Origin of the sequence: Bacteroides sp. L10-4, from assembly GCF_013373675.1 — a bacterium.
GTDB lineage: Bacteria > Bacteroidota > Bacteroidia > Bacteroidales > Bacteroidaceae > Bacteroides > Bacteroides muris.
Map to the genome: position 1 here is coordinate 1 of NZ_JABXJH010000056.1, position 24,250 is coordinate 24,250.

Genomic DNA, 24,250 nt, shown 5'->3' on the forward strand with positions numbered 1-24,250 from the left:
TTTAGGAAGTAGCTATACACTTCTGAAGAGTAGTTATGTCTATATACAAACTTACCCAAGGATACGTTAATGTTCGTAAACTTGGGTAAGATTTTATAGATATTGTTTGGAGAGGACTTAGAATTCACCCTCCTATAAAAAAGGATGTACCGAAAGTACATCCTTATTTCTTATATCATTAGGATATATATTATTTCTTCACCGGAGAAGAGTATCTTGCATTCAGACCATCCAGAATCTCACGAGTGATGTTGTAGACACTGTCTGCATAGAGCAGATTATCAAAACCCGTATTGCTGATAATCATGCTGTAACCTTTTGTCTTATTGTACTCCTTCAGGAAAGCATTGATAGAATCACGCAACTGCAAGCTGTTCTTTTCATTCTCACTCATCAGCTCAGACTGCAGCTTGTTGCTCAAATTTTGCAAATCCTGCTCCAATTTGGCAATGCGGTTGTATTCCTGCTGCGCTCTCTCCTGAGAAAGATAAGCGTTGTTCTGGTACTTTGTCTGGAATTCCTGTTTCTGCTTCTCCAGCTCGCTGGCTTTCTGGTTCAGGGTCAGGCGGACATTCTCTCCTTTCTTCACCATAGCCTCATTCAAGTCTATGCAATAGTTGTATTTTGCCAAAAGCGTATCTATTTCAACATAAGCAATTTTCATTTCCGATAATCCGCCGGCTTGTGCAGGAGCGTTTGTTGTCTGTTTATCAGTATTGCCGGCACATTGAGCAAATAAAACGATCAGTGCGAGAGCTGCCAGACCGTTCATGAGGTAGTTTAATCTCTTCATAATTGATAAATATTGTTTTTAAAATTTAGTTCATACTATCGTTTAAGGCTTTTTCCAGTTCATCAATGGAAAAACGGGATTTGCGTTGCGCTTCCCTATCCTGCGACTGCACACAGCCGATACCTCTATCGCGCATAGCCTTATTGCCACTGACATGCCCATTAGGAAACCTGCCGCCTTTCACAAAAAAGACCTTTACACCCAATAAAACAATGCAAATAGCAACTATTAACAGAGTTATCAATATTGTATCAAGCATTTCCATTAATTTTGTTACATGAAAATAGCGTTTTTACTATTTTTGTGGGTGCAAATATAGGGCTTTGGTTGGACTAACACGCCTTTTTTACTCTAAAAAAAGAGAAAGGGGAATAAAATAGCCAACCATTTTAACCATATTTAGCAATAAGCGGTTAATTTAATGGAGAATTAATAATTGACAATTGATAATGAAGGCTGCATAAACGCATGTAAGGCAGCTGTTAATTCAGATAATTATGGAAAAAAAAGACTTGAAACCGGCCGGTGTATTTCACTATTTCGAGGAAATCTGCCAAGTGCCGCGTCCTTCTAAGGAGGAGGAGAAAATCATTGCTTACTTAAAAGCATTCGGAGAAAAACATAAGTTGGAAACAAAAGTGGACGGAGCCGGAAACGTTCTGATAAAGAAACCCGCCACTCCGGGCATGGAAAACCGCAAGACTGTCGTACTTCAATCGCACATCGACATGGTATGCGAAAAGAACAACGACGTGAAGCACGATTTCCTGACCGACCCTATCGAAACCGAAATTGACGGCGAATGGCTGAAAGCCAAAGGTACTACCTTGGGAGCCGACAACGGCATCGGTGTAGCCACCGAACTGGCTATCCTTGCCGACGACAGCATTGAACACGGTCCTGTCGAATGCTTATTCACCGTGGACGAGGAGACCGGACTGACCGGTGCCTTTGCACTGAAAGAAGGTTTCATGAACGGAGACATTCTGCTGAACCTTGATTCCGAAGATGAAGGCGAGCTCTTCATCGGCTGTGCAGGAGGCATAGATTCCGTTGGCGAGTTCACCTACCGGGAAGTGGACGTACCTGCAGGATACTTCTGCTGCAAAGTGCAGGTAAAGGGGCTGAAAGGCGGACACTCCGGCGGCGACATACACCTGGGGCGTGGCAATGCCAACAAACTGCTGAACCGCTTCCTGAGCCAGGCATCCCAGAAGTACGACATGTACCTTTGCGAAATAGACGGTGGTAACCTGCGCAATGCCATTGCCCGCGAAGCACACGCGGTAATTGCCATACCCGATGCCGACAAGCATGCCCTGCGCACAGACTTGAATGTCTTTGCCGCCGAAGTGGAGGCAGAATATGCCGTCGTTGACCCGGACCTCCAATTCGTGCTCGAATCGGAAGCAGCCCGTCCCAAAGCCATTGACAAAGATACCGCCAAGCGATTGCTGCAAACCATCTATGCCGCACCTCACGGTGTATATGCCATGAGCCAAGACATTCCGGGGTTGGTGGAAACCTCCACCAACCTGGCCTCCGTAAAGATGAAACCCGGCCATATCATCCGCATCGAGACCAGCCAGCGCAGCTCTACCGCCTCCTCCAAACAAGACATTGCCAATATGGTGCGCACTGTATTCGAAATGGGTGGAGCAGCCGTATCCTTCGGAGACGGATATCCGGGCTGGAAACCCAACCCGCATTCAGAAATTCTGGAAGTGGCTGTCGAGTCCTACAAACGCTTGTTCGGTGTAGATGCCAAGGTAAAAGCTATCCATGCAGGTTTGGAATGCGGACTGTTCCTTGACAAATACCCGGCACTGGACATGATTTCCTTCGGACCTACCCTGCAGGGTGTACACTCTCCCGACGAACGGATGCTGATTCCTACCGTACAGAAGTTCTGGGACCATCTGCTGGATATACTGAAGCACATACCAGTGAAATAAATATCCCTCGTTCCTTAAAAGGGAACGGGAATAGTTTGTATGAACGTTATCTATAAGATAGGAGTTATACTCTTCCTTCTCTGCCCGTACATCACTCTGTACGGGCAAGAAGGAAAAGATACCCTCACGTTTCGGATAGTAAGCTACAACGTAGAAAACCTATTCGACTGCCGACATGATACACTAAAGAATGACTACGAGTTCCTGCCGGATGCCGTCCGGCATTGGAACTACTCCAAATACAGAAAGAAACTGGACAATATAGCCCGCGTCATCATCGCCACCGGAGGATGGACGCCGCCTGCCCTTGTTGCCTTGTGTGAGGTGGAGAATGACAGTGTGATGCGCAACCTTACCCGCTACTCCGCCTTGCGCGAAGCAGACTACCGGTATGTGATGACACAGTCTCCCGACGAACGCGGCATCGACATAGCGCTGTTGTATCAACGTAATCTTTTCAAACTGCTTTCCTATCAGAGCCTCCCCGTAGACAAGCCCCGGAAGAATAGCCGTCCCACACGGGACATTCTTCACGTCAGCGGATTGTTGCTGAATCGGGATACGCTTGATGTACTGGTAGCTCACTTCCCATCCCGTTCGGGAGGGGCAAGAGAGTCTGAACCTTACCGGCTACTGGCTGCCCGAAAGGTGAAGTATGCCATAGACAGTCTATACACGATACGCCGACATCCGCAAATTGTCCTTTTAGGGGATTTCAACGATTATCCGGAGAATAAATCGGTAAAGGAGGTGTTGGAGGCGGTAGCACCGTCAACATTGCAAGACTCTCTACGTCCACAAAAGCTTTATCATCTGCTGGCAGAAAAAGCCAAGGCACGCAAGCACTTCGGCAGCTACAGGTATCAAGGAGAATGGGGACTGCTAGACCACATCATCGTATCGGGCACGCTGTTGCAAGAACACTCATCACTACGTACGGAGGAAGCAAAGTCGGATGTATTCCGCCCGCCCTTCCTACTGACAAGAGACAAGAAATACGGAGGGCAGCAACCTTTCCGCACCTACTACGGGATGAAGTATCAAGGAGGATACAGCGACCACTTGCCTGTATATGCGGAGTTCCGGTTGATATATTAATCGGAATACTGATACAGCTTCAAATCAAACTTCTGCGCTATAACCAACAAATGGTCGAGATGTCGGACTGAATGCGCTCGTACTCTTTCCAAACTTTGTTGCGCGAAAAGAAATATATTTCGGCAAACCTTGGGTCTATTCCCCAACCTATCAGGACTTCGTTCATCCATCCTTCTAAACTCATCATAAGCTCTTTTTCTTTGGAACTTCTTACTCCTATAATAAATCCAAAGATGAAGATGTTTTTCAGAGAACGGCAAGCATATACCCCTTTTTCATCAACGACTCAATCCTCACGGCCGGATCGTTTTTTAGTGCCCGCCGCAGATAGGACATCTGTACATTCAAGGCAAGGGAATTGGCATATGAGGCAGTGCCCCACACGGCATCCAGCAACATATCGCGGCTGACAGTCTTATTCACATTCAGCGCCAGCAAGCGAAGGATATCGGCTTGACGGGAAGTAATCAGCACCTTACTATTTCCCGTACGAATCTCGTTCGTACTGTAATTGAATACGGAATGGCCGAAAGCATACATCTCATTCTCCGCCACGCCGGACAACTGCGAAGTGAAACGCTCGCGGATACGCGCTGTCAGCTCTTTCGGATAGAAAGGTTTGGCAAGATAATCGTTCGCCTTCAGTTGGAATCCTTGCAGGCGGTCGGCCTCATCGCTACGGTCGGAAAGGAAAAAGATCAGGACGTGTTTATCCGTCTCGCGGATGCGTTCAGCCACTTCAAAGCCATTGTAACCGGGCATATTGATATCGAGCAATACCAAATCAGGCTTTATGAGCGGAAATTGTTCCAGAGCAATTTCCCCGTTTCCGGCATAAGTCACTTCATAGCCTTCCTTCTCAAGAAAGCGCTTCAGCAGCATTGAATATTTCAAATCATCATCGGCAAAAAGTATTTTCAAGGCTTTCATATCATTGGTTATTTTAGAGTAGGGATTATGCGGGTTAGCACGGACTTATTGAGGAATATTAATTTCAATCATTGTTCCCTTGCCTGCCTGACTATTTAAAGAAATGCTTCCATGATGCGCCTCTACCAGCAACTTTACATAGCTCAACCCCAGACCAATGCCGGGCAACGAACGGTCGGGAAGATTACTGCCCCGATAAAACTTATCGAATACACGGTTCTGTTCGGAAACCGGAATGCCGATGCCATCATCAGACACCCGTATCGTCAATTGGTAATCCTGCAAAAGGCAATCTACAACAATATGCACAGACTTGCCCGAATACTTTACGGCGTTCTCTATCAAATTACTGATAATATTAGAAACATGCACCGGGTCTGCCGTTACCAGAGTCTCCGAACTGAAATGGGTTTCAATAGCAACATCCTTATCCTCAGGAACATGGTAAAGCCGGACAAGCTTTTCCAAACTCGTCTTTATATCAAATGTACGGACGGAAAGCTGCGTGTGTTCATCATCGGCACGCGTCATATCACGTAGTTTTGAAAGATAGGCCGACAAGTTATCCAGCTCGGACATGGAATCGTGAATCACTTCATCCATCGCTTTCTCATCTGTTCGCATAGACTTGTCATTGAGAAAGGCTATACACATTTTCAGAGCCTGGACGGGACGTTTCAGTTCATGTATCATAGTGTTTACAAAGCTTTTTCGCAGTTCATCTATCCGCCGTTGCTTCAAGATGGTTTTTATCTGAAACAGCAGACAAAGCCCCAGCAGAAATATCAGACATGTACTGCCCACTAACTGCCAACCCATACGCACAAGTACCACATGAGGTGAAACCTTCACGGAAACAAGCACAAACTGGCGTTTCAGGGGATTATAAGGATACATTACTTCTATATATGGATTGAACAATGTACCTTGCCGTTTCAGTTCCGCATTCCACTGGTAAATGGAATCTTCGGAAACCACCAGATGCGTAGTAAACGTTTGTTCGTCCAAACGTATGGCAAGCAAGGAATCAAATTGCTGCAACGCAAAAGGCACATCCAACTCCAAACGATAAAGATTAATAATAGAGTTCAAATTAGGAGCATCTTTATCGGACATATTGATTTTGAATGAATCCTTCGCAATGAGCCGCTCTTCCGGCAAAAGGGTGTCTAACGCCAATGCCCATTCCCTACGCTTTGCCTCTCTTTCTTTATCATCTGTACTGGCAGAGTCCTGCTGCTCTATTTTGAGAGTTTCTGTATTCTTTTGGCCCAAGCTCTCCAAGTCCCGCCCTTTCAGAACACCCAAAATTAATTCGTCGATAGTGGTCCGCTTTTCCAAATCAATGGATTTGCTCAGGTGATAGAAGAACATATTGGTATTGCTAAGCACCTTTTTGGGTTGGGGAGTACGGATAGAGTCATACTGTTGGGTGGTCTGCAAGATGCAATCATAAATATCATTGATTTGTTCATCATTCATATACTGATACTGATTACGCAACCAGTAGACCTGTCCGCAGGTAATAAGCAGTATCGATGCGATGGAGAATATCCAAACGATCTTAATCCGTTGTTCCATAATTGTTCTTTTTTAGTCTCACTTAGAAAGACTTTCATTTAGTACCGGCAAAGGTAGAAGTTAGCTTGCAAATATAGGTACGTGCGAGGCAGATATTATGCATTGAGTAATATTTCAGTAATAACTTTCAGCCTCTTCTGAAGCAAAATCCGCATAGTTTTGCAGTACAATAATCGCTGGAAGCAATATGTAAAACCTCTAAAAATGTAAAAACTATGAGTGCAAGAATTATTTTCCTCAATCTGTGTCTCGCTATATTGTTCGCATCACAAGCGAAGGCACAAATCATCGTTTCTGATGGAACGAAAATACAGAATGATACCATCGGTGAAGCACAAATCCTTGTGCAATATGAAACGCGCTGTATCAGTAATACGGAAAAGCCGGAAAATATTACGGAAGAAACCATGATGCTGGAAGTCGGTAAAAATCTCTCTAAGTTCTACAGTTACACCAAGTATGTTTGCGACTCTGTACTGGCAGTAGACTTCGCCAATAAAGCCTCGCAGGAAACGATTAATGAACATCTGAAACAATACGGAACAAGCAAACTGAGCGAACGAACCTTCAGAGGTTATCCTGCCGGAAAAGTAACGACTCTCGATGAAGTGGCAGGCATATCCCGCCTACGTTGCGAAGAAACGGATGAACGTCCGCAGTGGAAAATACTGGCAGAAAACGATAGTGTCCTCTCCTACCTTTGCAGCAAAGCCGAATGTCAATTCAAAGGCCGTACATGGACGGCATGGTTTACTGCAGAAATACCCGTCAGCGAAGGTCCATGGAAGCTTTGCGGACTGCCCGGACTGATACTGAAAGCCGAAGACAGTGAAGGGCATTATTCATTCACTGCCACAGGTGTAGAGCAATGCCACACATATCGGCCGATACTTTTCGACGGAAAGAAGCACGAACCGATGAACCGCAAAGCATACAACAAAGTGCACGAACGTTATTATGCCGATCCGGTAGGATTTATCACCGGAAGCATGCCGAACGTCACCATTAAGGTTAGTGATGAACACGGCAATGCAACCAAGAACCCGAAAAACGTTCCTTATAATCCACTGGAACGATAATATTTCTCCACACCCGTAAGCATTCGTGAAATCTATCGCATACTGAATGCATTTCAGTCGTATACTGAACCCTATTCAGTCGTATAGTGAATGCCATTCAGTCGTATACTTAAATACCCTCTTTTTTACGCATTGATAATCAACGGATTATGAAACTATCATAATTGTATAAAAATTACAACAAACTTCAATTGCCAAACAATCAATTATTGCAGTGTATGAATAAAAAAACTATCATTCTATTTTCCCTGTTTCTCTTTCGTTTCTTGTCGCCTACCTGCGCACAGACGTTGAGCGGCAAGATAACAGATGCAGAAACCAATCAACCGCTAGAAGCTGTAATGATTAGTGTATTACGCGGAAACATAACGATAGACTATGCATTGACCGATGCCAAAGGACAATTTTCTTTGCCGTGGAAGCATAGCGGAATGCTGCAACTCAATATTTCTTTGTTAGGCTATAAGAGAGAAATGCGGAATATCAATGCGGCAGGAATCCTGAACCTCAGCCTACAACCGGAAGCCATCGTATTAAAAGAAGTACAAATACGTCCCGGACGTATCAATACCCGAAAAGATACGGTGAGATATGACTTGGCGCAGTTTGCATCATCTAAAGATGTGCACATAAAGGATGTATTGAAGAAACTTCCGGGCGTAGATGTAGATGAAAACGGACAGGTTAAGTATAAAGGGAAAGCCATCGACCACTACTTTGTGGAAGGAATGGACGTGACAGGCGGACGTTATAACCAAATCAACAACAACCTGAGTGCCAAAGCCGTAAAGAGTGCGGAAATCATGGAGAACTATCAGTCAGTAAAGGCCTTGAAAGGAAAAATCAATTCCGATGAGGTGGCATTGAACCTGAAACTGGATCCGAAAGCACGCGATCAATGGATAGCAAACGGTACTCTGGGAACCGGATGGAGTGACAACAACAAAATCCTGTGGGAAGGCAGACTGAATGCCCTTCAACTGGGTAAAGGAAAACAGAGTGTCTATAATTACAAGACAAATAACAATGGCAAGGACCTCAGCAACGAGCAAACCAAACTGACCGGAAATGGCCAGCAACAAGTTCCGCTTTCCGGTTTTCTCTCCCAGCCGGGCATCAGCGCACCATTAGACAAGAATCGCTTATTATTCAATGAAACCCACACCCTGAACGGCAACCGTATGTACAAATGGAATGATGACCGCAGCTTACGCCTGCAAGCCGGATATACTCGTGAGCTAATCCGACAGCAACGGGGAAATACCCAAATCTACTATCAACCGACAGATACCATACAAATAGACGAAACCTACCATTATCGTCTGAGAAGTGACATCGCTAATCTGGAACTGCGTTATGAAGACAACAGCAGCCGGAATTATATATCCAACCGCTTCACCGTAGACGGAGAAACAAATCGCGGACATTCGGAGGAACTGGGACAAACTCTGCAAACTTCACAGCTAAGTGCCGGAAACTACTTCAATCTTATCCGAAACCGGGAAAACGGAACCTGGGAATTTCGTTCGACGACACAGTATGCTTACCAGCCTGCATCCTTACTACTCGAAGAAGGAAAAAGTAAATTCAACCAGCACAACTTCTACACAGATAACAGTGCCGCATATCTACGAAAGTATGATGGATTTACCCAACAATATAAGGCAGGAATACAAGGAGAACGGGCTACCCTGAAATATACTCTGACAAGACAGCCCAATGATTTCAATGCTTCGCATCTGTCATTGCATATTACCCCCTACTTCCAGCTGGAACGTGGAAAATGGCTGGCTACACTTTCGCTTCCTCTGAAAGCAGATCGGTATTTCTCACAACAGCGTTCGTTCCTGTTCTTCAATCCGTCCATGTATTTGCGCTATAAACTGGATTATCATTGGACGTTCTCCCTTTATGGCAGTCTGAAACGCTCGGCAGGAGACTTCTCCGACTTGTATCCGGGACTCTACCAAACTGATTACCGCACCTGGCGAGACGGCAACGGACCCTTCCCTACCAGCCTCACGCAAACCTACAATCTCTACGGAGAGTACAAAAACACTGTACAGGAATTTTTCATCACTGCCGCACTAACCTACAGCCGCAGCAACCGGAATACTCTTTTCGAACAGAGTGTTTCCGAAAATGCCATTGTCTACACTCGTCGTGAACTACCGAACCATAACGATAGCTGGAATCTCAGCAGTACTTTGTCCAAAGGTATATACGACTGGCATTTGAAAACCTCACTCACCCTACTACTCAGTCGCAGCAATGGCGAACAGCTTACCCGCCTGGCTGACAGCGAGGGTAACCGGCAAAGTCTTCTGCAGACCTATCGTTATGATTATCTGAAAGCAGAGCCTAAAATAATCTGGTCGCCCGCAGATGTTTTTGAAGCGGAATATCATGCCACATTAGGCTATGGCGGCAGTAAGATAGGAAGTGATACCCGTCTCACCCCGTTACTGGACTTCGTACAACGGCTACATCTCACATTCAGTATCGGGCAGGTAGACCTACGGCTATCCGGCGAGCATTACCGGAATGACTTAGGAGGGGACGCACATCTCAACACCGTGTTCGCAGATGCATCCCTTATCTATAAAAGAAAAAAATGGAGATTGGAAGCAAGCCTCAACAACCTGTTCAACAAAAAAGAATATGCTTACACCACGTATTCCACCACGCAAAGCTACACTTCACGACTAAATATACGTCCGAGGGAAGCAATGGTGACGATAAATCATCAGTTCTAAGCCTGCAATATCATCACCGTGGAATATATCAATATCCCAACTATCGTCAATCCGCCCACCAATATGGGAGCATAAATATGGGGGACTTTCTTCATGGTCTTATACCCGCTGACTTTCAGGAAAAGGCGATATACAATGTATGCGGCAATCAATCCAACCAATGTTCCCACGATGAGATCGCCCGGATAATGCACTCCCAAGTAGATACGTGAATAGCAGGTCAGCAACGCCCATCCCATCATAAACACAGTGAGCCATCGTTTACGGAAAAGAAACCAGACAAAGAATGCCAGGCCAAAAGTATTGGCAGCATGACAGGAGGGGAATCCATAACGCCCTCCCCGATACCCGTTTACGATATGCACCATGTCGGATATGGGATTTTCCAGATTGGCGGGACGAAGGCGTTCCACATACGGGCGTATCAATGTTGCCCCCGTCTGGTCGGCAATGGTAATTACGAGTGCCAGACCGACCATGCAGCACAAAGTCACTTTCCAATGGAAGTTGCGCAGCATCACATACCAAATGGCAGCATACATCGGCACCCAGACCCACTTACCGCTGTAGGCGCTCATAAAATAATCGAAATACGTATTGTGCATCCCATTGATGAAAAGGAATATGTTTGTGTCTATATCTATCGCCCCTTGCAAGGCATCCATAAGTGCTGTCATACTTTATACTCTTATACTTTAATTATCTTCCTCTATCTTTTTGCTATATCGTCATACAATTTTTGCAGATAGGCTTTGCCCAAAGGCAGATTCTTCCCCTTTGCCGTACCCTCATCCAATATCACAGCACCTGCCTGGCAATTGAATATCACCCGGTTGTCCGCTGTCACCATACCGAAAGCATCGGGTACGGTAAAGAACGCGAAATGAGGGGAAGCGGGATTAAGCATATCTTTACTGAAAACAAACTCTTCATGGGGCAGCGCCAATTGGGCCAGCAACGTGGCTGCAATGTCATGTTGCGAGCCATAGACGTCAATGCGCCTCGGCTCTCGGACGGCACCGCCCACCATCAACAGAGGTATCCGGTAGCGTTCTACCGACAAATTGTCGATATGTTCGGGATAAGCTCCCAAGTGGTCTGGAACAAACACAATCACCGTATTCTTCCACTGGGGCAACTCACGAAACTGTCTTACAAAATCGCCTGCACAACTATCCGTATAGGCAAAGGCGTTCAGCCGGTCATTCTCCAGACGACGGAAAGGTACTTCAAAAGGCTCGTGGCTGCTGGAGGTCTGCAAGACACGGAAATGAGGAGTTTTCTCTTCGGCAGTTCCTTCGGCTGCTTCGGTTTTCAAGTCTTCCAGCAGACGGTTGAATACGAGATGGTCGTGCGCCCCCCACTTACTTAAACGTTCCGTTACGGGAAAGTCCTGATCGGAAACAATATCTTCAAAGCCCGATGACATCAGGTAGGAACGCATATTGGTAAAGTCGGCATCACCGCCATAATAATACTTGGTACCATAACCCGCCTTCCGCAAGCTGCCTGCAATGGCAGGAATAGACTGCGTCTTGCGGGGATATTTCATGATACTCGTGGTGGGCTGGGCAGGATAACCGCTCAAGATAGCCACCAGTCCACGGTCCGTACGGAAACTGTTGGCGTAGAAGTTCGTAAAGAGTACCCCTTCTTTACTCAGACTATCTAGATGGATGGCAATATTCGGCTCACCTCCCAAAGCTGTCATCAACCTGGAGGAAAAACTCTCAAGAATCACAAAGAGTACATCGGGACGCTGAGTATTGAATAAAGTATGCAGCGAGTCAGTAGCTTGCAGCACAGAGTCAGTCTCTTCCGTTTGACCACCGACTACTGCAGGCTCAAGCATGTCTTTAAAAAGCCGGTCGGCCTCCGCAGCTTCCATAAAACGGTACTGCTTGCTGAAGTCCTTCTGCTTGGCAAGGGATTCCATCAGGCTGAATGCAGGGTTGATAGCTGCATGGTTCAGACGCTGCTCGGCACTGAAATAGACTTTCCCCACATTCATGGTAGATACCGTAAAGCCTCCACGGATAGGAATAAACAGCAACCCCGTCATCAGCAACAGTATGCCCGACATCTTCAGACGACGATAAGGCAGTTTCATCCGCAGCAGCTGTTTCTTCTGCAACAAGATGTTGTAAAAAACAGCATAGAGTACGACAGCATACACAGCCATTGCCACAATTCCTCCCAGCACCATCCAGATGCTGACGCTGGCCACTGCATCTTTAGGAGAAGAAAAGAAATAGAATAACGGAGTAGCATCCAAACGAAATCCCCAATACTCGTACAGTCCTAAATCGACAGTAAAAATTATGGAAATAAGAACTGAAACAAAGAGGAAATACCCGCACCAGATGCGATGAAGGGATTTAGAAAGCGTCCATACGGAAGCAATGAAAAGGAAACCTGGAATAGCCGTCAGATAACCAGCCAAAGACAAGTCCAAAGGTAACCCATGCCAAGCGACACTGAACCAGTCCGCACACGAGGCGTCCGGATACAGCGACTTGTAAAACAGCATAAATAGTGGTTTCTGCAACACAAAAATACAGACAAACAAGCAGTATGTCTTAATAAATCCTATGAGCCTATCTTTCATCAGTGCCTTATCATATATTTAATATAAGGCGCAAAAATAAACCTTTTTATTCTATTTCTCGCCAATATCAGTCAATAATTACATTGAAAGATAGGCTTATAGCATTTATAGTGCTTGTTGACCACGCAATACATCTTCCGGCAACTCATAAAGGAAGTCTCCTATATAAGCAGCCCACCCCTTGTGTTTTTTACTGAAAGAGAGATTGTAAATCTGCTCCGTCACCGTTGAGTCACCTTGCAATACCATGCGGAAAAGTGCCTTGCCTCCCCTGACGTTATCTACCGAATAGAGTGTATCAGGCGCCGCCATGACTATTTGCTTGCTAGAATAGCTGCTCCCTTTTATGGCCTCGAATTTTACAGGAACCGACTTTAGAGTGCCGGTAGTATCTGCGGCATACAGCTTAGAAGCAGTCGTTTCATACAAATATGCCGTTCCGCGAGCACTACCGCAACTCTGCACTAAATCATCCTCGCTCAAAGTGACACTTCCGGCAACCAAAGACGGTTCAACAGAACGTACCGGTTCTACGGTCACAGACAGAGTATCGGCAACAACCGGTTCTTTTTTCCGCTCTCTATTTGCAAGTCGAAAAAGAGAAAAGTACCAACAAGAAAACAAACATATTTCATGGTTTATCTCAATTTAGCATATAATATATAGTTATTGTCATTCTCATGGATGCTATCTGCCAACTTCTGCAAGCGTTCGCGTTCTTTGGAAGAAAGATTTGTCTTGATTTCCAGATGTTTCTCCAAAGCATCTTTTAGCTTGGCTGGCTCCATATTGAGAATATAGTAATCACCATTCACCGTAAGATAGGCGGGCATGTCTCCCAGATAGTCATTCACCAATCTGTAGAAAGCACCTTTCAACGTCTTCTTGTCCATGATATAACAGGACGGAGCCTCAGTGACATAGCTATTCTCACTTACCTGCTTCTTTACCGTCACGTCGCCCACAAAACAGTGGGGCAATTCCTGATAAAAATGTATCGGGATTTCCTTCATCTCGAAATCCACCGTAAAACGCGGATTCAAACGTCCCTCTTCAAAATGATAAAGCGTATCGGGACGAAGTTCAAAGAAAGTAAATAAAGATACATCGAACTTTCCGTTCACCTTGTTACTAAATACCTCGTTACTGAAGTCCGGACGCACCGCCAAATGACGTCCGGGAATGGTATCCAGCAGATTCCCCTGAAGGTCCTGACGCCATGCCGCATAGAGCAGATTATTGAAAGGAAGGATGAATACCGATAGAGTGGAATTTTTACTGTCCACTTTAAATTTCCCCTTCGGAACCAGTGTGGGCAGAGGAATGCTCTGTACATACTGACCTTTCAAGTCATAAGCAAGCAAAGCTTTTGCATTCCAGGGCAGGATATAAATACGCTCCGACGCCTCGTCAATCTGTGCATCATACACCAGCTGATACTCACCCGGCCCTTGTCCGAAAGAGCCTATATTCGCCAGAAACCTGCCGGACTTGTCAAATAGTTTAAAAGGTGTCTGCTGCCTGCCATATACCAATATATAATTGTCCGAAACCAAAACACCTCCTGCCGGAACCAGCGCCTCGTCACTGTTATCCAATTTCACCACTTGAAACTCTTCCGCAATAGCACTTAAAGGCAAAGTAACCGTATCTTTTAATTTAGAAAAGTCACAGACCCATACCGAATCGCCATTCATTACCTCCACAGAACCTACCACCGACTGCCCGGCCAAAGAATTTACCATCGGATAGTCTGCCAAACCATCCGTTGCTTTTTTACCGGCTCCATTGCAACCTGCCAATAAAGCCACCCCCATCAATAAGGAAAAGACCCTCATCTGTTTTTTGTTTTTCATGTCCTCATTCTTTTTAAATTCATGAATAGAATGAGAACAAAATTAGAGTAGAAATTGCAATAACACAATTCTCGCGATAGACAAAAGCGGAAGTTTCTTTCTTTTATATTTAACTATAATACAGATATATAACCTATATACAAAGAAAGTATCATATAGACATTTTGCCACATAGTTCTAAAAATGCCGCAAAAAAGAATCCAAAGTATCATCTTCGGCAGTCAATCCGAACTTATCTTTTTTCACCCGCTGCTTTTTACGGCTAACGGATGTGCGACTGATACAATAAATATCTGAAAGGTCTTTTATACTGACTCCAATCTTCACCAGACAACAAAAATTGACATCCTTCTCCGACAAAGAAGGAAAACTCCGTTTCAGCCGTTGCGTAAAGTTATCATAACTCTTATCCACCGTCTGCCGGATATCGTCCCAGTCCTCTTTACTCAAAGCAATGCGCAGGTTGGTATCTGTTTCTTTCCGGTCGTTGTCTTCCAAAGAAGGAATCTTATGAAAAGACTTCATACGGCGAAATAAAGACTCGCGCAACTGCGATTCCTTTTCACGCAAAAGCGTCAACTCCTCTGCCTGCACCAGCAACTGTCGGGTCTGTTCCAGTCGAATCGTTTTCTCCTGCAACAACAAGAGGTCGGTCTGGCGTTTTCGACGCTGCGATACAAAATAGAAAACAAAAACAATCAGAACCACAATCAGTCCAAGGGATAATACCATGATTTCTTGCCGCTGCTTGTCTATCCTCAAACGATTCAGTTCATTCTGCATTTTCTCTTTCTCATAATTCTCACGATTTTCTGTAGCTTCTTCCTTTTGGATTTCACGTATCAGTATCTTATCCGCTTTCAATGCCAGATTATAAGCTAAGCTATCCTTGCCACGCGAAGCATGAAAAGCACTCAATCGCCGCGAAGCTACACCTGCCACCCAACGATTCAGCGAACGAGCAGCACTTTCATAGTAACGGCAGGCCGAATCAACTTGTCCTGTCATGGCATACAGGTTTCCCTTAGCCAGGCAATAATGCGGTATGACGGAACGAGACTGCCTGCAATCGCGTATGGAATCCAGACAACGGACTGCATCCAAATAACGCCCCATACCGGCATAAGCCTCGGGCATGGCCCTACACACTTCTCCCTGTATCCAAGTATCTGCCCCGTCACCTGTTTTCCTATAATAGACCAAAGCCCGTTCAAACATTCCTAACTTCATGCAACGAAGCGCCACACCGTAATTCACTCTTGCTGTGAGTTCTTTATCCGAAAGATAACGACATGTCAGATTTGCATATCTTTCCACACTATCCAATGCGGATACAGCCCAGATTTTCTTATAAAAAATCCAAGCCACTCTAGCAGAATCGGGACGCATAGGCTCCGATGCCAGACGCTGTTTTCCACAAGAAACCAACAAGAAAAGCAGAAGCAACAGGTAAAGAATTCCGTACTTCATTTTTTTGTAGTATTATTATCAGTTGCGTTTCAAAAATAGCCGATTCGTAATCGTACCCGGCAACTCGTTTTCATAATGAGTCACCATAATCATCGTTTTATCTCTTCGGTGGCAGAATGCTTCTATAATCTTCTTGACCCGACGACGGTTGTAAGTATCAAGTCCATGAAGCGGTTCATCCAAAATCAGCAATTCCGGGTCTTTCACGAAAGCACGCGCCAACAACGCCAGACGTTGTTCACCACTGGAAAGTTGCAGAAAAGGCTTGTCTTTCAAGGCGGCAATACCGAAAATATCCATCCACCACTCGCATACCGACATCTGTTCTGCGTGAGGACGCTTATACAGTCCGATACTGTCGTGCAGACCGGAAGCTACAATCTCCATGGCAGGCAGGTTCTTCAGATAAGAACGATGCATCTCCGGACTGACGTAACCGATGTGTCTCTTGATTTCCCAAATACTCTCCCCCGTCCCGCGCTTCCGTCCGAAAAGACTGATATCACAAGCGTACGACTGTGGATTATCGGCACATACCAGACTGAGTAACGTAGACTTACCGGAACCGTTCTCGCCACTCAACGCCCACTTCTCCCCACGCATCACTGTCCAATCCAGCTCCTTCAGAATGATACGGTCATCGTAACGGATACTGACCCCGTTCAACTTCACCACTTCATCGGAAGTAAAATCCGTATGCTCATAGGGTAAATCAAAAATACGCCGCCGCAATTCCTCCAAAGCACCGGCTTCTTCCCGAATATGTATCTGATTGTCCACACAGAATGCCTGCACATACTCCTCGCGCTTCATCTTCCCGCTCACCTTCATACCATCTACCGAAACAACGTGTGTAACAAATGAAGGTATATCATCCAACATGGAAAGCACAAGGACAATTTGCAACCCGCCCAGCCTGGTAAGCTGTTCCAACAAACCGGAGAGCAGTTCGCGTGTAGGCGCATCCAACCCGATGAAAGGATTATCCATGATAAGAATTCGGGGAGCGGACAATAGAGCCTTAGTCAGCTGAAACTTACGGAGTTCCCCACTACTGAGAAGAATGATTTTCTTGTCAAGCATCGGCTCTATGCTGAAAAGTTCAAATAGTCGTTGCCTCAAGGCATCGTCCTTTACTTCTCCCAGTACTTCGCGTATCGACGGAGCATCCTCCAGGTCGTGGGCATTCCAACGCTGTTGATAGTAATAATTGGCATCGGCGGAACCGTAAGTATCACGGAAAGCAATGTATCTGATATTGTCATAGGCAGTTTTCGTGAGGGAGGGAGAGAAATCATAGGTAAGCTCACCATCACGCAATGGATACTTTCCCGTCAGCATATCCACCAAAAGACTCTTTCCGGCTCCGTTCGGTCCTACAATGGCAATGTGTTCTCCTGCCAGAAAATCAAGGGTGACAGGCTCTGTCAAACGAACAAGCGGGTTGCGTACTACGCCCCCCGCTATGTGTATTGTATGTTGCTGCATCATCCAATCATCATTTATACATAATCAGTGCCGATTGGGCCGGAACAACAACTTCGGGGCCGTACAGTGTACCCAAACCTTGTTCATTGATAAAGCCATCCTTGCAGACCACTGTATATTTACCTTCGGGTACGGTAAGTTTGGCAGGCTCCTTACGGGCATTCAAGACTACTATAATATCTCCCCAAGCATCACCGTTGGCATTTTCTTTCAGACGGTAAGCCACCACATTGCTGCCGTCAACCGGTAGAAATTCCAAATGTTTACGCACCAAATCCGCATCACCCATACGGAAAGCCGGATGCTTCTTACGAAGCTGTATCAAACCTTTATAATAAGCAAATACATCTGCATGCTCCGCCTTTCGTCTCCAATCAATCGCATTGATGGAATCGGGACTCTCAAAACTATTGTGTACTCCCTTCTTGTCACGCATCACTTCCTCACCGGCATAAATAAACGGTACACCTTGGGAAGTGAATACGGCTGTTTGCGCCAGTTTGTCAAGCTTTGCCAATTCTACGGGAGTAATACCCGGGATACTTGCTTTCAGCCTATCCACCAAGCACATATCATCATGGCAGGAAACATAGCTAATCATCTGTGTAGGTTGTTCCGCCCACGGAGCCTTACTATAATTCACAGAGTCATTATTTACTTGCGGATGCCTGATGGCTCCTACAATACCAAACTTTATGCTCTCCTCTCCTCCCGGCAATCCGGCAAGGAAAGCACCTTGATGATTGTCATTGAACGGACCGCGCAAAGCATCACGCATTTCGTCAGAGAAAGCAGCAACACCCGGCATCTTATAAGTATTGGCTTTCATTGCCAGAGAATCTTCCGCCATCTGTGGAGCCGACGCCGCCCATCCTTCACCATATATAAATATAGTCGAATCTACAGACGTTGCCGCCTTACGGATTTCGTTCATTGTCTCGATGTCATGGATACCCATCAAGTCAAAACGGAAGCCGTCAATGTGATATTCATTAATCCAATGTAACACAGACTCTATCATGTATTTACGCATCATCGGACGGTTGCTGGCAGTTTCATTGCCACAAGCCGAACCGTTTGCATACGTTCCATCCGGCCGCTGACGATAAAAGTATCCTGGAACTGTACGTTCGAAATTGCTGTCAGATGTATTGAAAGTATGGTTATACACCACATCCAGAACAACACGGATACCAGCTTTGTGCAAAGCCTGCACCATCTGCTTGAATTCGCGGATACGAACATCCGGCTTATAAGGGTCAGTGGAATAAGAGCCGTCAGGCACATTGTAGTTCTGCGGATCATATCCCCAATTATACTTGTTCTCGTCCAGCTTTGTCTCATCAACGGAGGCATAGTCATAAGACGGAAGGAGATGTACATGTGTCACTCCCAATTCTTTCAGATGGTCAATGCCGGTTGCCAGCCCATCAGGACTTACCGTTCCCTGTTCTGTCAATGCCAGGAACTTTCCTTTATGCTCAATACCCGACGACGAATCAATGGATATATCACGATGGTGCATTTCATAAAGAATCACATCGGCAGGAGAGTCCAATGCCGGACGTTTATCATCTGCCCATCCTTCGGGGTCTGTGGATTTCATGTCGATGATGGCGGCACGCTTTCCATTCACCCCTACAGCTTTGGCATTGATACCCGGAGTATCCCCCAACCACTTATCATTGATTTTCACATTGAATGTGTAGAATTTACCTATCAAGTCCTTTTCAACTTTAGCTTTCCAAGTCCCTTCTTCAGATGATTCCATTGAAATAGTTTCGTAGGCATGACCTCCATCTCCTGCTTCGAACAACATCAGGCGAACTTCATCCGCCGTAGGCGCCCATAATGTGAATTGCGTGGCAGCAGGTGTATATTCCATCTCTGTCAGACTACCCGAACGGACAGGGTAAAGTTCGTACGAAGCATACTCCGTCTTCGCGGGAGTGCAGCTTACAACCGTTGTCGCAGCCACTCCAATGATAGCAAGTTCATTCAATTTCATGATATTATTTTTATATTCTACATTTCAATTCTTATACTTCTTCACCTTATCCGGATTTTTGGCAATAAAGTCTTTCCAGCCATGATAGCCTTTCTCCACCGTGGGACGCCCCATCTGCAGAAAGTGACAATAGGCAGCAGCAAGCCCGTCCGTTGCATCCATAAAAGTAGGCATATCCTCTTTAGGAAAATGCAGCATACGCTGCAACATGTTCGCCACCTGTTCCTTGGATGCTTGTCCGTTTCCGGTGATTGCCATCTTTATTTTTAAAGGAGCATATTCCGTAATGGGAATATCCCTACTCAAAGCAGCTGCCATTGCTACGCCTTGCGCACGCCCCAACTTCAACATGGACTGTACATTCTTTCCAAAGAAAGGGGCTTCAATAGCAAGCTCATCAGGCAAATAACTCTCTATGATACTCAGTATCCGTTCATGAATATGGCGTAACTTCAGATAGTGGTCTCCAAATTTGCGGAGGTCAATAATTCCCATAGCTATCATTTCTGGCTTGACACCTGCCACACGCAATACTCCATACCCCATAATGGTGGTACCAGGGTCTATACCCAATATTATTTTCTCTTTGACCGGTTGTATCACATTATTACCTCCATCAATGTAGGAAATCCAATCACTTTATTCTTAAAGATATTCAGTAATTCCTCATTCAGTTTCACTCCTTGCTCTTGATGCCAACGATGCAATTTGGCAGAGTTTTCTACCTCAAACTGAACAGAATAACAGATACTTCCTTCCTCAATATGACTCAAGATACGGGCTATACGTGGAGCATACAATATTCCATTCTTTTCTACCTCGGGAAGATAGTGTTCCTGCATCCATATCAGGAAGTTTTTGTCTTCTCCTTTCTCTACATGATAAGTGGTATTATATATCAGCATAACTTATTTTTTCAAATTCTTTCGCAAACATAGCAATTATTTCAGAATAATGCATTATATTTGCACCATCAAAAATGAAAGCAAGCCCGCAAACGTTGGCAACGGGGCGTTAGCTCATCTGGCTAGAGCGCGACACTGGCAGTGTCGAGGTGATGAGTTCGAGTCTCATACGCTCCACTTAGACCACTGATTCACAATGAGTCAGTGGTTTTCTTTTTGTTAAGGGTTACGGGAGTTTTACTTAATAAAGCAAAAAACAGAGATATTTTTACCGTGAATCCTTACCGTAAATCCTTACCGTGATTATTGTAAACCACTGATAATTAAGGTAAGTCTTAACACCGTATGCAACACCAATTTTTTCCCAACGAACTCAGTGGAAAGTTCTATCTATCAGAGCCTAAAAGCAAGAAACCGACTTCCATTCTATTCATTGTCAATTTGAACAAGAAACAAATCAAGTTTCATTTAGGGGTAAAAGTCTACCCTAAACATTGGTGTACCGAAGTACAACGGGCATATACCAGTAAAATCATTCCATCTTCAGATAATCGCAATAACGAAATTGCAAACAATAGAATTACAGACATTTTTAACAAATTTATTCTATTTAAGGAGTATATTTGCAAAATTGACAATGAGAATAATTTAGAGATTGAAACCATTTTAAAAAAGTATATAAATATGGGTAGACCCAAGAAAAATGAAAACACAGGAATCAAAGACATCATTACACAAATAAAGAAAGATGTATTTAATGCAACAACAATAGGCAATGCAACAATAAAAAACTATTGTGATAAAGGCGTTCCCGCTCTTTCTTTCTATCTTAAGTACTTAGAAGAAGAGGAGAAAAAAAACGTAAACACTTACTCCCAATTCACAACAGAGTTTTTTACAGCATTTTCGCTATATCTGTTAAATAATTATTTTCAACCAAATGGAGAGCCTTATACAATCAGCACAATCAACTCTATTATCAAATACGCAAAATCAGCAGTCATACTTTCAGCCAGAAAACAGCAAGCACTAACAGAAAATGATATTAGCACAATAAAGACAAAACAATTTGACGATAAATCATCAGACAATCATATTGCATTGCGAAATGACGAAGTGATGAAATTATACAACTACAAATGTAAAAATGAAAAAGACGAAATAATAAAAGACTTATTTATTCTTGAATGCACATTAGGTTGCCGTGTATCAGACTTGTTAGAAATTGACAACAAAATAGAGGAAATAAACGGAGACTTCTTTATTACCTTTGCCCCAAGAAAAACGCCTAACAAAAAAATGGAAATAAAATTAATTTTTGAAATTGCGAGACATTTAATTATTGACAAATATAAATGTAAGTTGCCCAAATGCAGCAAAGATACAATTAACAAAAATATAAAGAGAATTGCAAAGGAAGCAGGAATAAAAGGAGAAGAGTTGCAATCTATACACTATGCAGGAGATTCCAAACCAACTGAATTAAAAAAACAAAGATATGAATTGATTGCGACACATACAGGAAGACGAAGTTTCATTACTATGCTTTCAGCTAGGGAATGGACTTACGAACAAATTAGAAAATACACGGGACAAACGATAGAAATGGTTCAACACTATGACAAGGCAACACCCAAGTATAAACAAATATTTCAAAACTCATACAAAAACAATTTAGACGAAATTGTTTTACTTCACGATGAAGTAGTTGGTAATAAAAATAAAGATATCGCATTTAAGAAAGAGCAAGCCAATAATCCCGATTCAACCTATATCGGCACAATAGTAGAATTAGCAAGTAGCAACGGGAAATTACAACACAAGATAGAATTAACCACAAAGGATTTAAAGAAAGCCAATGAAGATATAAAAAATAAAGATAGCCTACTTCTCAAAGCCGAAGAATATATAGAACTATTAGGTAGTGAGGATGCGATAAAACAAGCGATAGTAGATAATAGCGAAACGGATTTAGTTAATGGTTATGTAATGGCAGCAGACGGAACAATTTATTATAACCCACTAATAGAGGGACTGAAATAACACTGTTAGGTAAACGTATTGTTCTTTGGATTGTGTGGTTACAGAAATAGTTAAAATCCCTTTCTGACATATTTGTAGCGCAGTTTATCGGAATGGGCAGGGTTAAAAATGAAATAAGAATACGCAAGTATGGTACTATGTATCCGCGCTCTTAAAATTGGCGTATGTTTCAACCTATCTACCTTACAGCCGTTTGCCATGTGTATAAGATTTTTTCCAGAAAAAAATAGTGGGGCTAAATATTGAACTTTCCTACTTATCTAACTACTTATTTATATATAATATAATGAGTAGTATATGAAAGAAGAAACCAAAAAGAAAATTAGTATGCGCCTGCGAGGACGAAAGAAATCGGCAACTCATTGCAAGCACATTTCCCAAAGTCTTCAATGCTTGAAGAAGACTAAGGAGCACAAAGAACATCTTAGTGCTTCCCTAAAAGAATATCATAAAAATAACAGAGTAAAATCAGAAAGACATGAGAAAGAAAAAGAGTATAATAAGCATTGATAAGTTGACCCTTTGCTATCGGGCAACGGATGAAGTTATAAGGAAATTGAATGAATATGATAAATTGGAAGACAGTGATAATAGTTTTACGCTTGTACGTGTACCAAGTGATGAGGCTTTGTTTGCAAACAGTTTTCATGTAATGATTAAGTTTCCTTTCGGCGAAGCCGGTAACGGCTTCGTTGAGAGGAAACTTGCTACATTAAAGACGAAATTGCGTAGCATGGGGGATGATAAAGTTAATTACGTGTGGTTGTATATCGAAAATTGGGTCTTCTATGACGTGTTTGGCATATATGACGGCAGTAAGTGCAATTGGTTGGCTTGTGTGGATTATATTGCGGATGAATTAGGATTAAGCTTCAACAATATTACGGATTTGCACGTAGCGTTAGATACGAATATAAACTTCGCAAAGAAGATTAGGTATGCACAGTTTAACGATGATTATGAGGTGATATTAAATGGAAAGGTACGCTCCGATAAAAAAGAGGTGTTAGATGAAATCTTGCACATACAAACGGGAGACCAATGTCGTTTAAGGACTTTAACTATTTGTATAAATCCCAAGAAACAAGACGGACTATCATTAAAAATATATGATAAGAAAAGAGAGTTGGAAAAATCAAACAAGAAGTATATACCGCAATGGAATGGGCTTAAAGATAAAGACTATCGGGTAGAGTTGACGATAAAGAATGAGCATTTGAAAGAGTTTTACCAATGGAAAGGTGAAGCTATTCCCGATGACCTATTAATGGTTACATTATCTTCACAATTACAAAGTCAAGATTTACTCTTTGATATGCTGTATTACTTCTCCAATAGATTACTACGTTTTCGTTATGGTGGAAAGGTTATCTCAATTTTCCAACTTTAAGATTAAGGTTGCTTTTGATGGGGGTATTAGCAAAGCCCCCTGCGAGAGCAGCCTTTTTTGATTTAATTAATTATCAATTAAAGTTTTATGTAGTACAAAAATGCGTAGCATTATATTATTATGTATTCAAAAAATAATCGTATTCAAATAAATCTATGAATATCATTAGTGTCCAATAAAAATGGACGAGTTAAAAAATTAATCAAATAGTCCTTCAAAAAGGGGATAATCGAGTTCTTTGATATCGTTGAAATCAGTCTTATCGAACAGGTCACGTAAGTTCGTTTTGT

At 43.6% G+C, this 24,250-nt stretch carries 20 protein-coding genes, 1 tRNA gene and 1 pseudogene; 8 read left to right on the top strand and 14 right to left on the bottom strand.

The window, feature by feature from the left end; translation table 11 throughout:
- Positions 1 to 190 precede the first annotated feature (190 nt).
- Positions 191 to 793 carry an OmpH family outer membrane protein gene (locus HU824_RS15740; protein ID WP_009036606.1) on the bottom strand — a complete coding sequence of 201 codons (603 nt, stop codon included), beginning with the start codon at positions 791 to 793 and terminating at the stop codon, positions 191 to 193.
- Positions 794 to 818: 25 nt separating this feature from the next.
- Positions 819 to 1,052 (bottom strand): hypothetical protein, encoded by a 234-nt coding sequence (locus tag HU824_RS15745; RefSeq protein WP_005835814.1) that lies wholly within the window; start codon positions 1,050 to 1,052, stop codon positions 819 to 821.
- A 238-nt stretch (positions 1,053 to 1,290) separates the two neighbouring features.
- Here HU824_RS15745 and HU824_RS15750 point away from each other — a divergent pair, with 238 nt between their 5' ends.
- Both HU824_RS15750 and HU824_RS15755 read left to right on the top strand, forming a co-directional pair.
- On the top strand, positions 1,291 to 2,748 hold the full coding sequence (locus tag HU824_RS15750) for an aminoacyl-histidine dipeptidase (RefSeq protein ID WP_176469341.1): 1,458 nt from the start codon (positions 1,291 to 1,293) through the stop codon (positions 2,746 to 2,748).
- A 39-nt stretch (positions 2,749 to 2,787) separates the two neighbouring features.
- Complete coding sequence (locus tag HU824_RS15755) at positions 2,788 to 3,846, top strand: endonuclease/exonuclease/phosphatase family protein (protein WP_176469342.1); 1,059 nt, start codon at positions 2,788 to 2,790, stop codon at positions 3,844 to 3,846.
- Here HU824_RS15755 and HU824_RS15760 read toward each other — a convergent pair.
- The 3 genes and pseudogenes from HU824_RS15760 to HU824_RS15770 form a co-directional block, all read right to left on the bottom strand.
- Positions 3,843 to 3,967 (bottom strand): annotated as a pseudogene (locus HU824_RS15760) (mechanosensitive ion channel family protein); the annotation flags it as partial. The gene HU824_RS15755 and the pseudogene HU824_RS15760 overlap by 4 nt on opposite strands.
- A 125-nt stretch (positions 3,968 to 4,092) precedes the next feature.
- A complete protein-coding gene (locus HU824_RS15765; protein ID WP_176469343.1) occupies positions 4,093 to 4,776 on the bottom strand; it encodes a response regulator transcription factor in 684 nt (227 codons plus the stop codon).
- A 45-nt stretch (positions 4,777 to 4,821) separates the two neighbouring features.
- Positions 4,822 to 6,357, bottom strand: coding sequence for a sensor histidine kinase KdpD (locus HU824_RS15770; RefSeq protein WP_176469344.1), 1,536 nt, complete (start codon positions 6,355 to 6,357; stop codon positions 4,822 to 4,824).
- Between the two features lie 215 nt (positions 6,358 to 6,572).
- On the opposite strand from HU824_RS15770, the gene HU824_RS15775 reads away from it, so the two are divergent.
- A complete protein-coding gene (locus tag HU824_RS15775) occupies positions 6,573 to 7,436 on the top strand; it encodes a GLPGLI family protein (protein ID WP_176469345.1) in 864 nt (287 codons plus the stop codon).
- A gap of 218 nt (positions 7,437 to 7,654) precedes the next feature.
- Complete coding sequence (locus HU824_RS15780; protein ID WP_176469346.1) at positions 7,655 to 10,192, top strand: carboxypeptidase-like regulatory domain-containing protein; 2,538 nt, start codon at positions 7,655 to 7,657, stop codon at positions 10,190 to 10,192.
- On the opposite strand, the gene HU824_RS15785 is transcribed toward HU824_RS15780, so the two are convergent.
- The 9 genes from HU824_RS15785 to HU824_RS15825 form a co-directional block, all read right to left on the bottom strand.
- Positions 10,189 to 10,869 (bottom strand): phosphatase PAP2 family protein, encoded by a 681-nt coding sequence (locus HU824_RS15785; protein ID WP_176469347.1) that lies wholly within the window; start codon positions 10,867 to 10,869, stop codon positions 10,189 to 10,191. The genes HU824_RS15780 and HU824_RS15785 overlap by 4 nt on opposite strands.
- 32 nt (positions 10,870 to 10,901) lie before the next feature.
- Positions 10,902 to 12,800, bottom strand: a complete 1,899-nt coding sequence (locus tag HU824_RS15790) for an LTA synthase family protein (RefSeq protein WP_176469348.1) — start codon at positions 12,798 to 12,800, stop codon at positions 10,902 to 10,904.
- A gap of 105 nt (positions 12,801 to 12,905) precedes the next feature.
- Positions 12,906 to 13,340, bottom strand: a complete 435-nt coding sequence (locus tag HU824_RS15795) for a hypothetical protein (protein WP_136009418.1) — start codon at positions 13,338 to 13,340, stop codon at positions 12,906 to 12,908.
- Positions 13,341 to 13,438: 98 nt separating this feature from the next.
- On the bottom strand, positions 13,439 to 14,656 hold the full coding sequence (locus HU824_RS15800) for a 6-bladed beta-propeller (RefSeq protein ID WP_176469349.1): 1,218 nt from the start codon (positions 14,654 to 14,656) through the stop codon (positions 13,439 to 13,441).
- Between the two features lie 177 nt (positions 14,657 to 14,833).
- Complete coding sequence (locus tag HU824_RS15805; protein ID WP_136009416.1) at positions 14,834 to 16,126, bottom strand: hypothetical protein; 1,293 nt, start codon at positions 16,124 to 16,126, stop codon at positions 14,834 to 14,836.
- Positions 16,127 to 16,144: 18 nt separating this feature from the next.
- Positions 16,145 to 17,614 (bottom strand): ATP-binding cassette domain-containing protein, encoded by a 1,470-nt coding sequence (locus HU824_RS15810; RefSeq protein ID WP_136009504.1) that lies wholly within the window; start codon positions 17,612 to 17,614, stop codon positions 16,145 to 16,147.
- Between the two features lie 10 nt (positions 17,615 to 17,624).
- On the bottom strand, positions 17,625 to 19,622 hold the full coding sequence (gene pulA, locus HU824_RS15815) for a type I pullulanase (RefSeq protein ID WP_136009415.1): 1,998 nt from the start codon (positions 19,620 to 19,622) through the stop codon (positions 17,625 to 17,627).
- Between the two features lie 24 nt (positions 19,623 to 19,646).
- Positions 19,647 to 20,225 carry a crossover junction endodeoxyribonuclease RuvC gene (gene ruvC / locus HU824_RS15820; RefSeq protein WP_136009414.1) on the bottom strand — a complete coding sequence of 193 codons (579 nt, stop codon included), beginning with the start codon at positions 20,223 to 20,225 and terminating at the stop codon, positions 19,647 to 19,649.
- Positions 20,222 to 20,527 (bottom strand): DUF4286 family protein, encoded by a 306-nt coding sequence (locus HU824_RS15825; protein ID WP_136009413.1) that lies wholly within the window; start codon positions 20,525 to 20,527, stop codon positions 20,222 to 20,224. The genes ruvC and HU824_RS15825 overlap by 4 nt, the downstream gene beginning before the upstream one ends.
- Before the next feature lie 103 nt (positions 20,528 to 20,630).
- Between HU824_RS15825 and HU824_RS15830 the strand changes: the two genes are divergently transcribed.
- The 4 genes from HU824_RS15830 (at position 20,631) to HU824_RS15845 (ending at position 23,960) form a co-directional block, all read left to right on the top strand.
- Positions 20,631 to 20,704 (top strand) — tRNA-Ala (locus HU824_RS15830).
- A gap of 168 nt (positions 20,705 to 20,872) precedes the next feature.
- Entirely contained in the window at positions 20,873 to 22,570 is a 1,698-nt protein-coding gene (locus HU824_RS15835; protein ID WP_217994218.1) for a hypothetical protein, read from the top strand.
- Positions 22,571 to 22,867: 297 nt separating this feature from the next.
- A complete protein-coding gene (locus tag HU824_RS15840; protein ID WP_176469351.1) occupies positions 22,868 to 23,080 on the top strand; it encodes a hypothetical protein in 213 nt (70 codons plus the stop codon).
- Entirely contained in the window at positions 23,049 to 23,960 is a 912-nt protein-coding gene (locus tag HU824_RS15845; RefSeq protein WP_176469352.1) for a hypothetical protein, read from the top strand. Before HU824_RS15840 ends, HU824_RS15845 begins: the two co-directional genes overlap by 32 nt.
- Positions 23,961 to 24,250 lie beyond the last annotated feature (290 nt).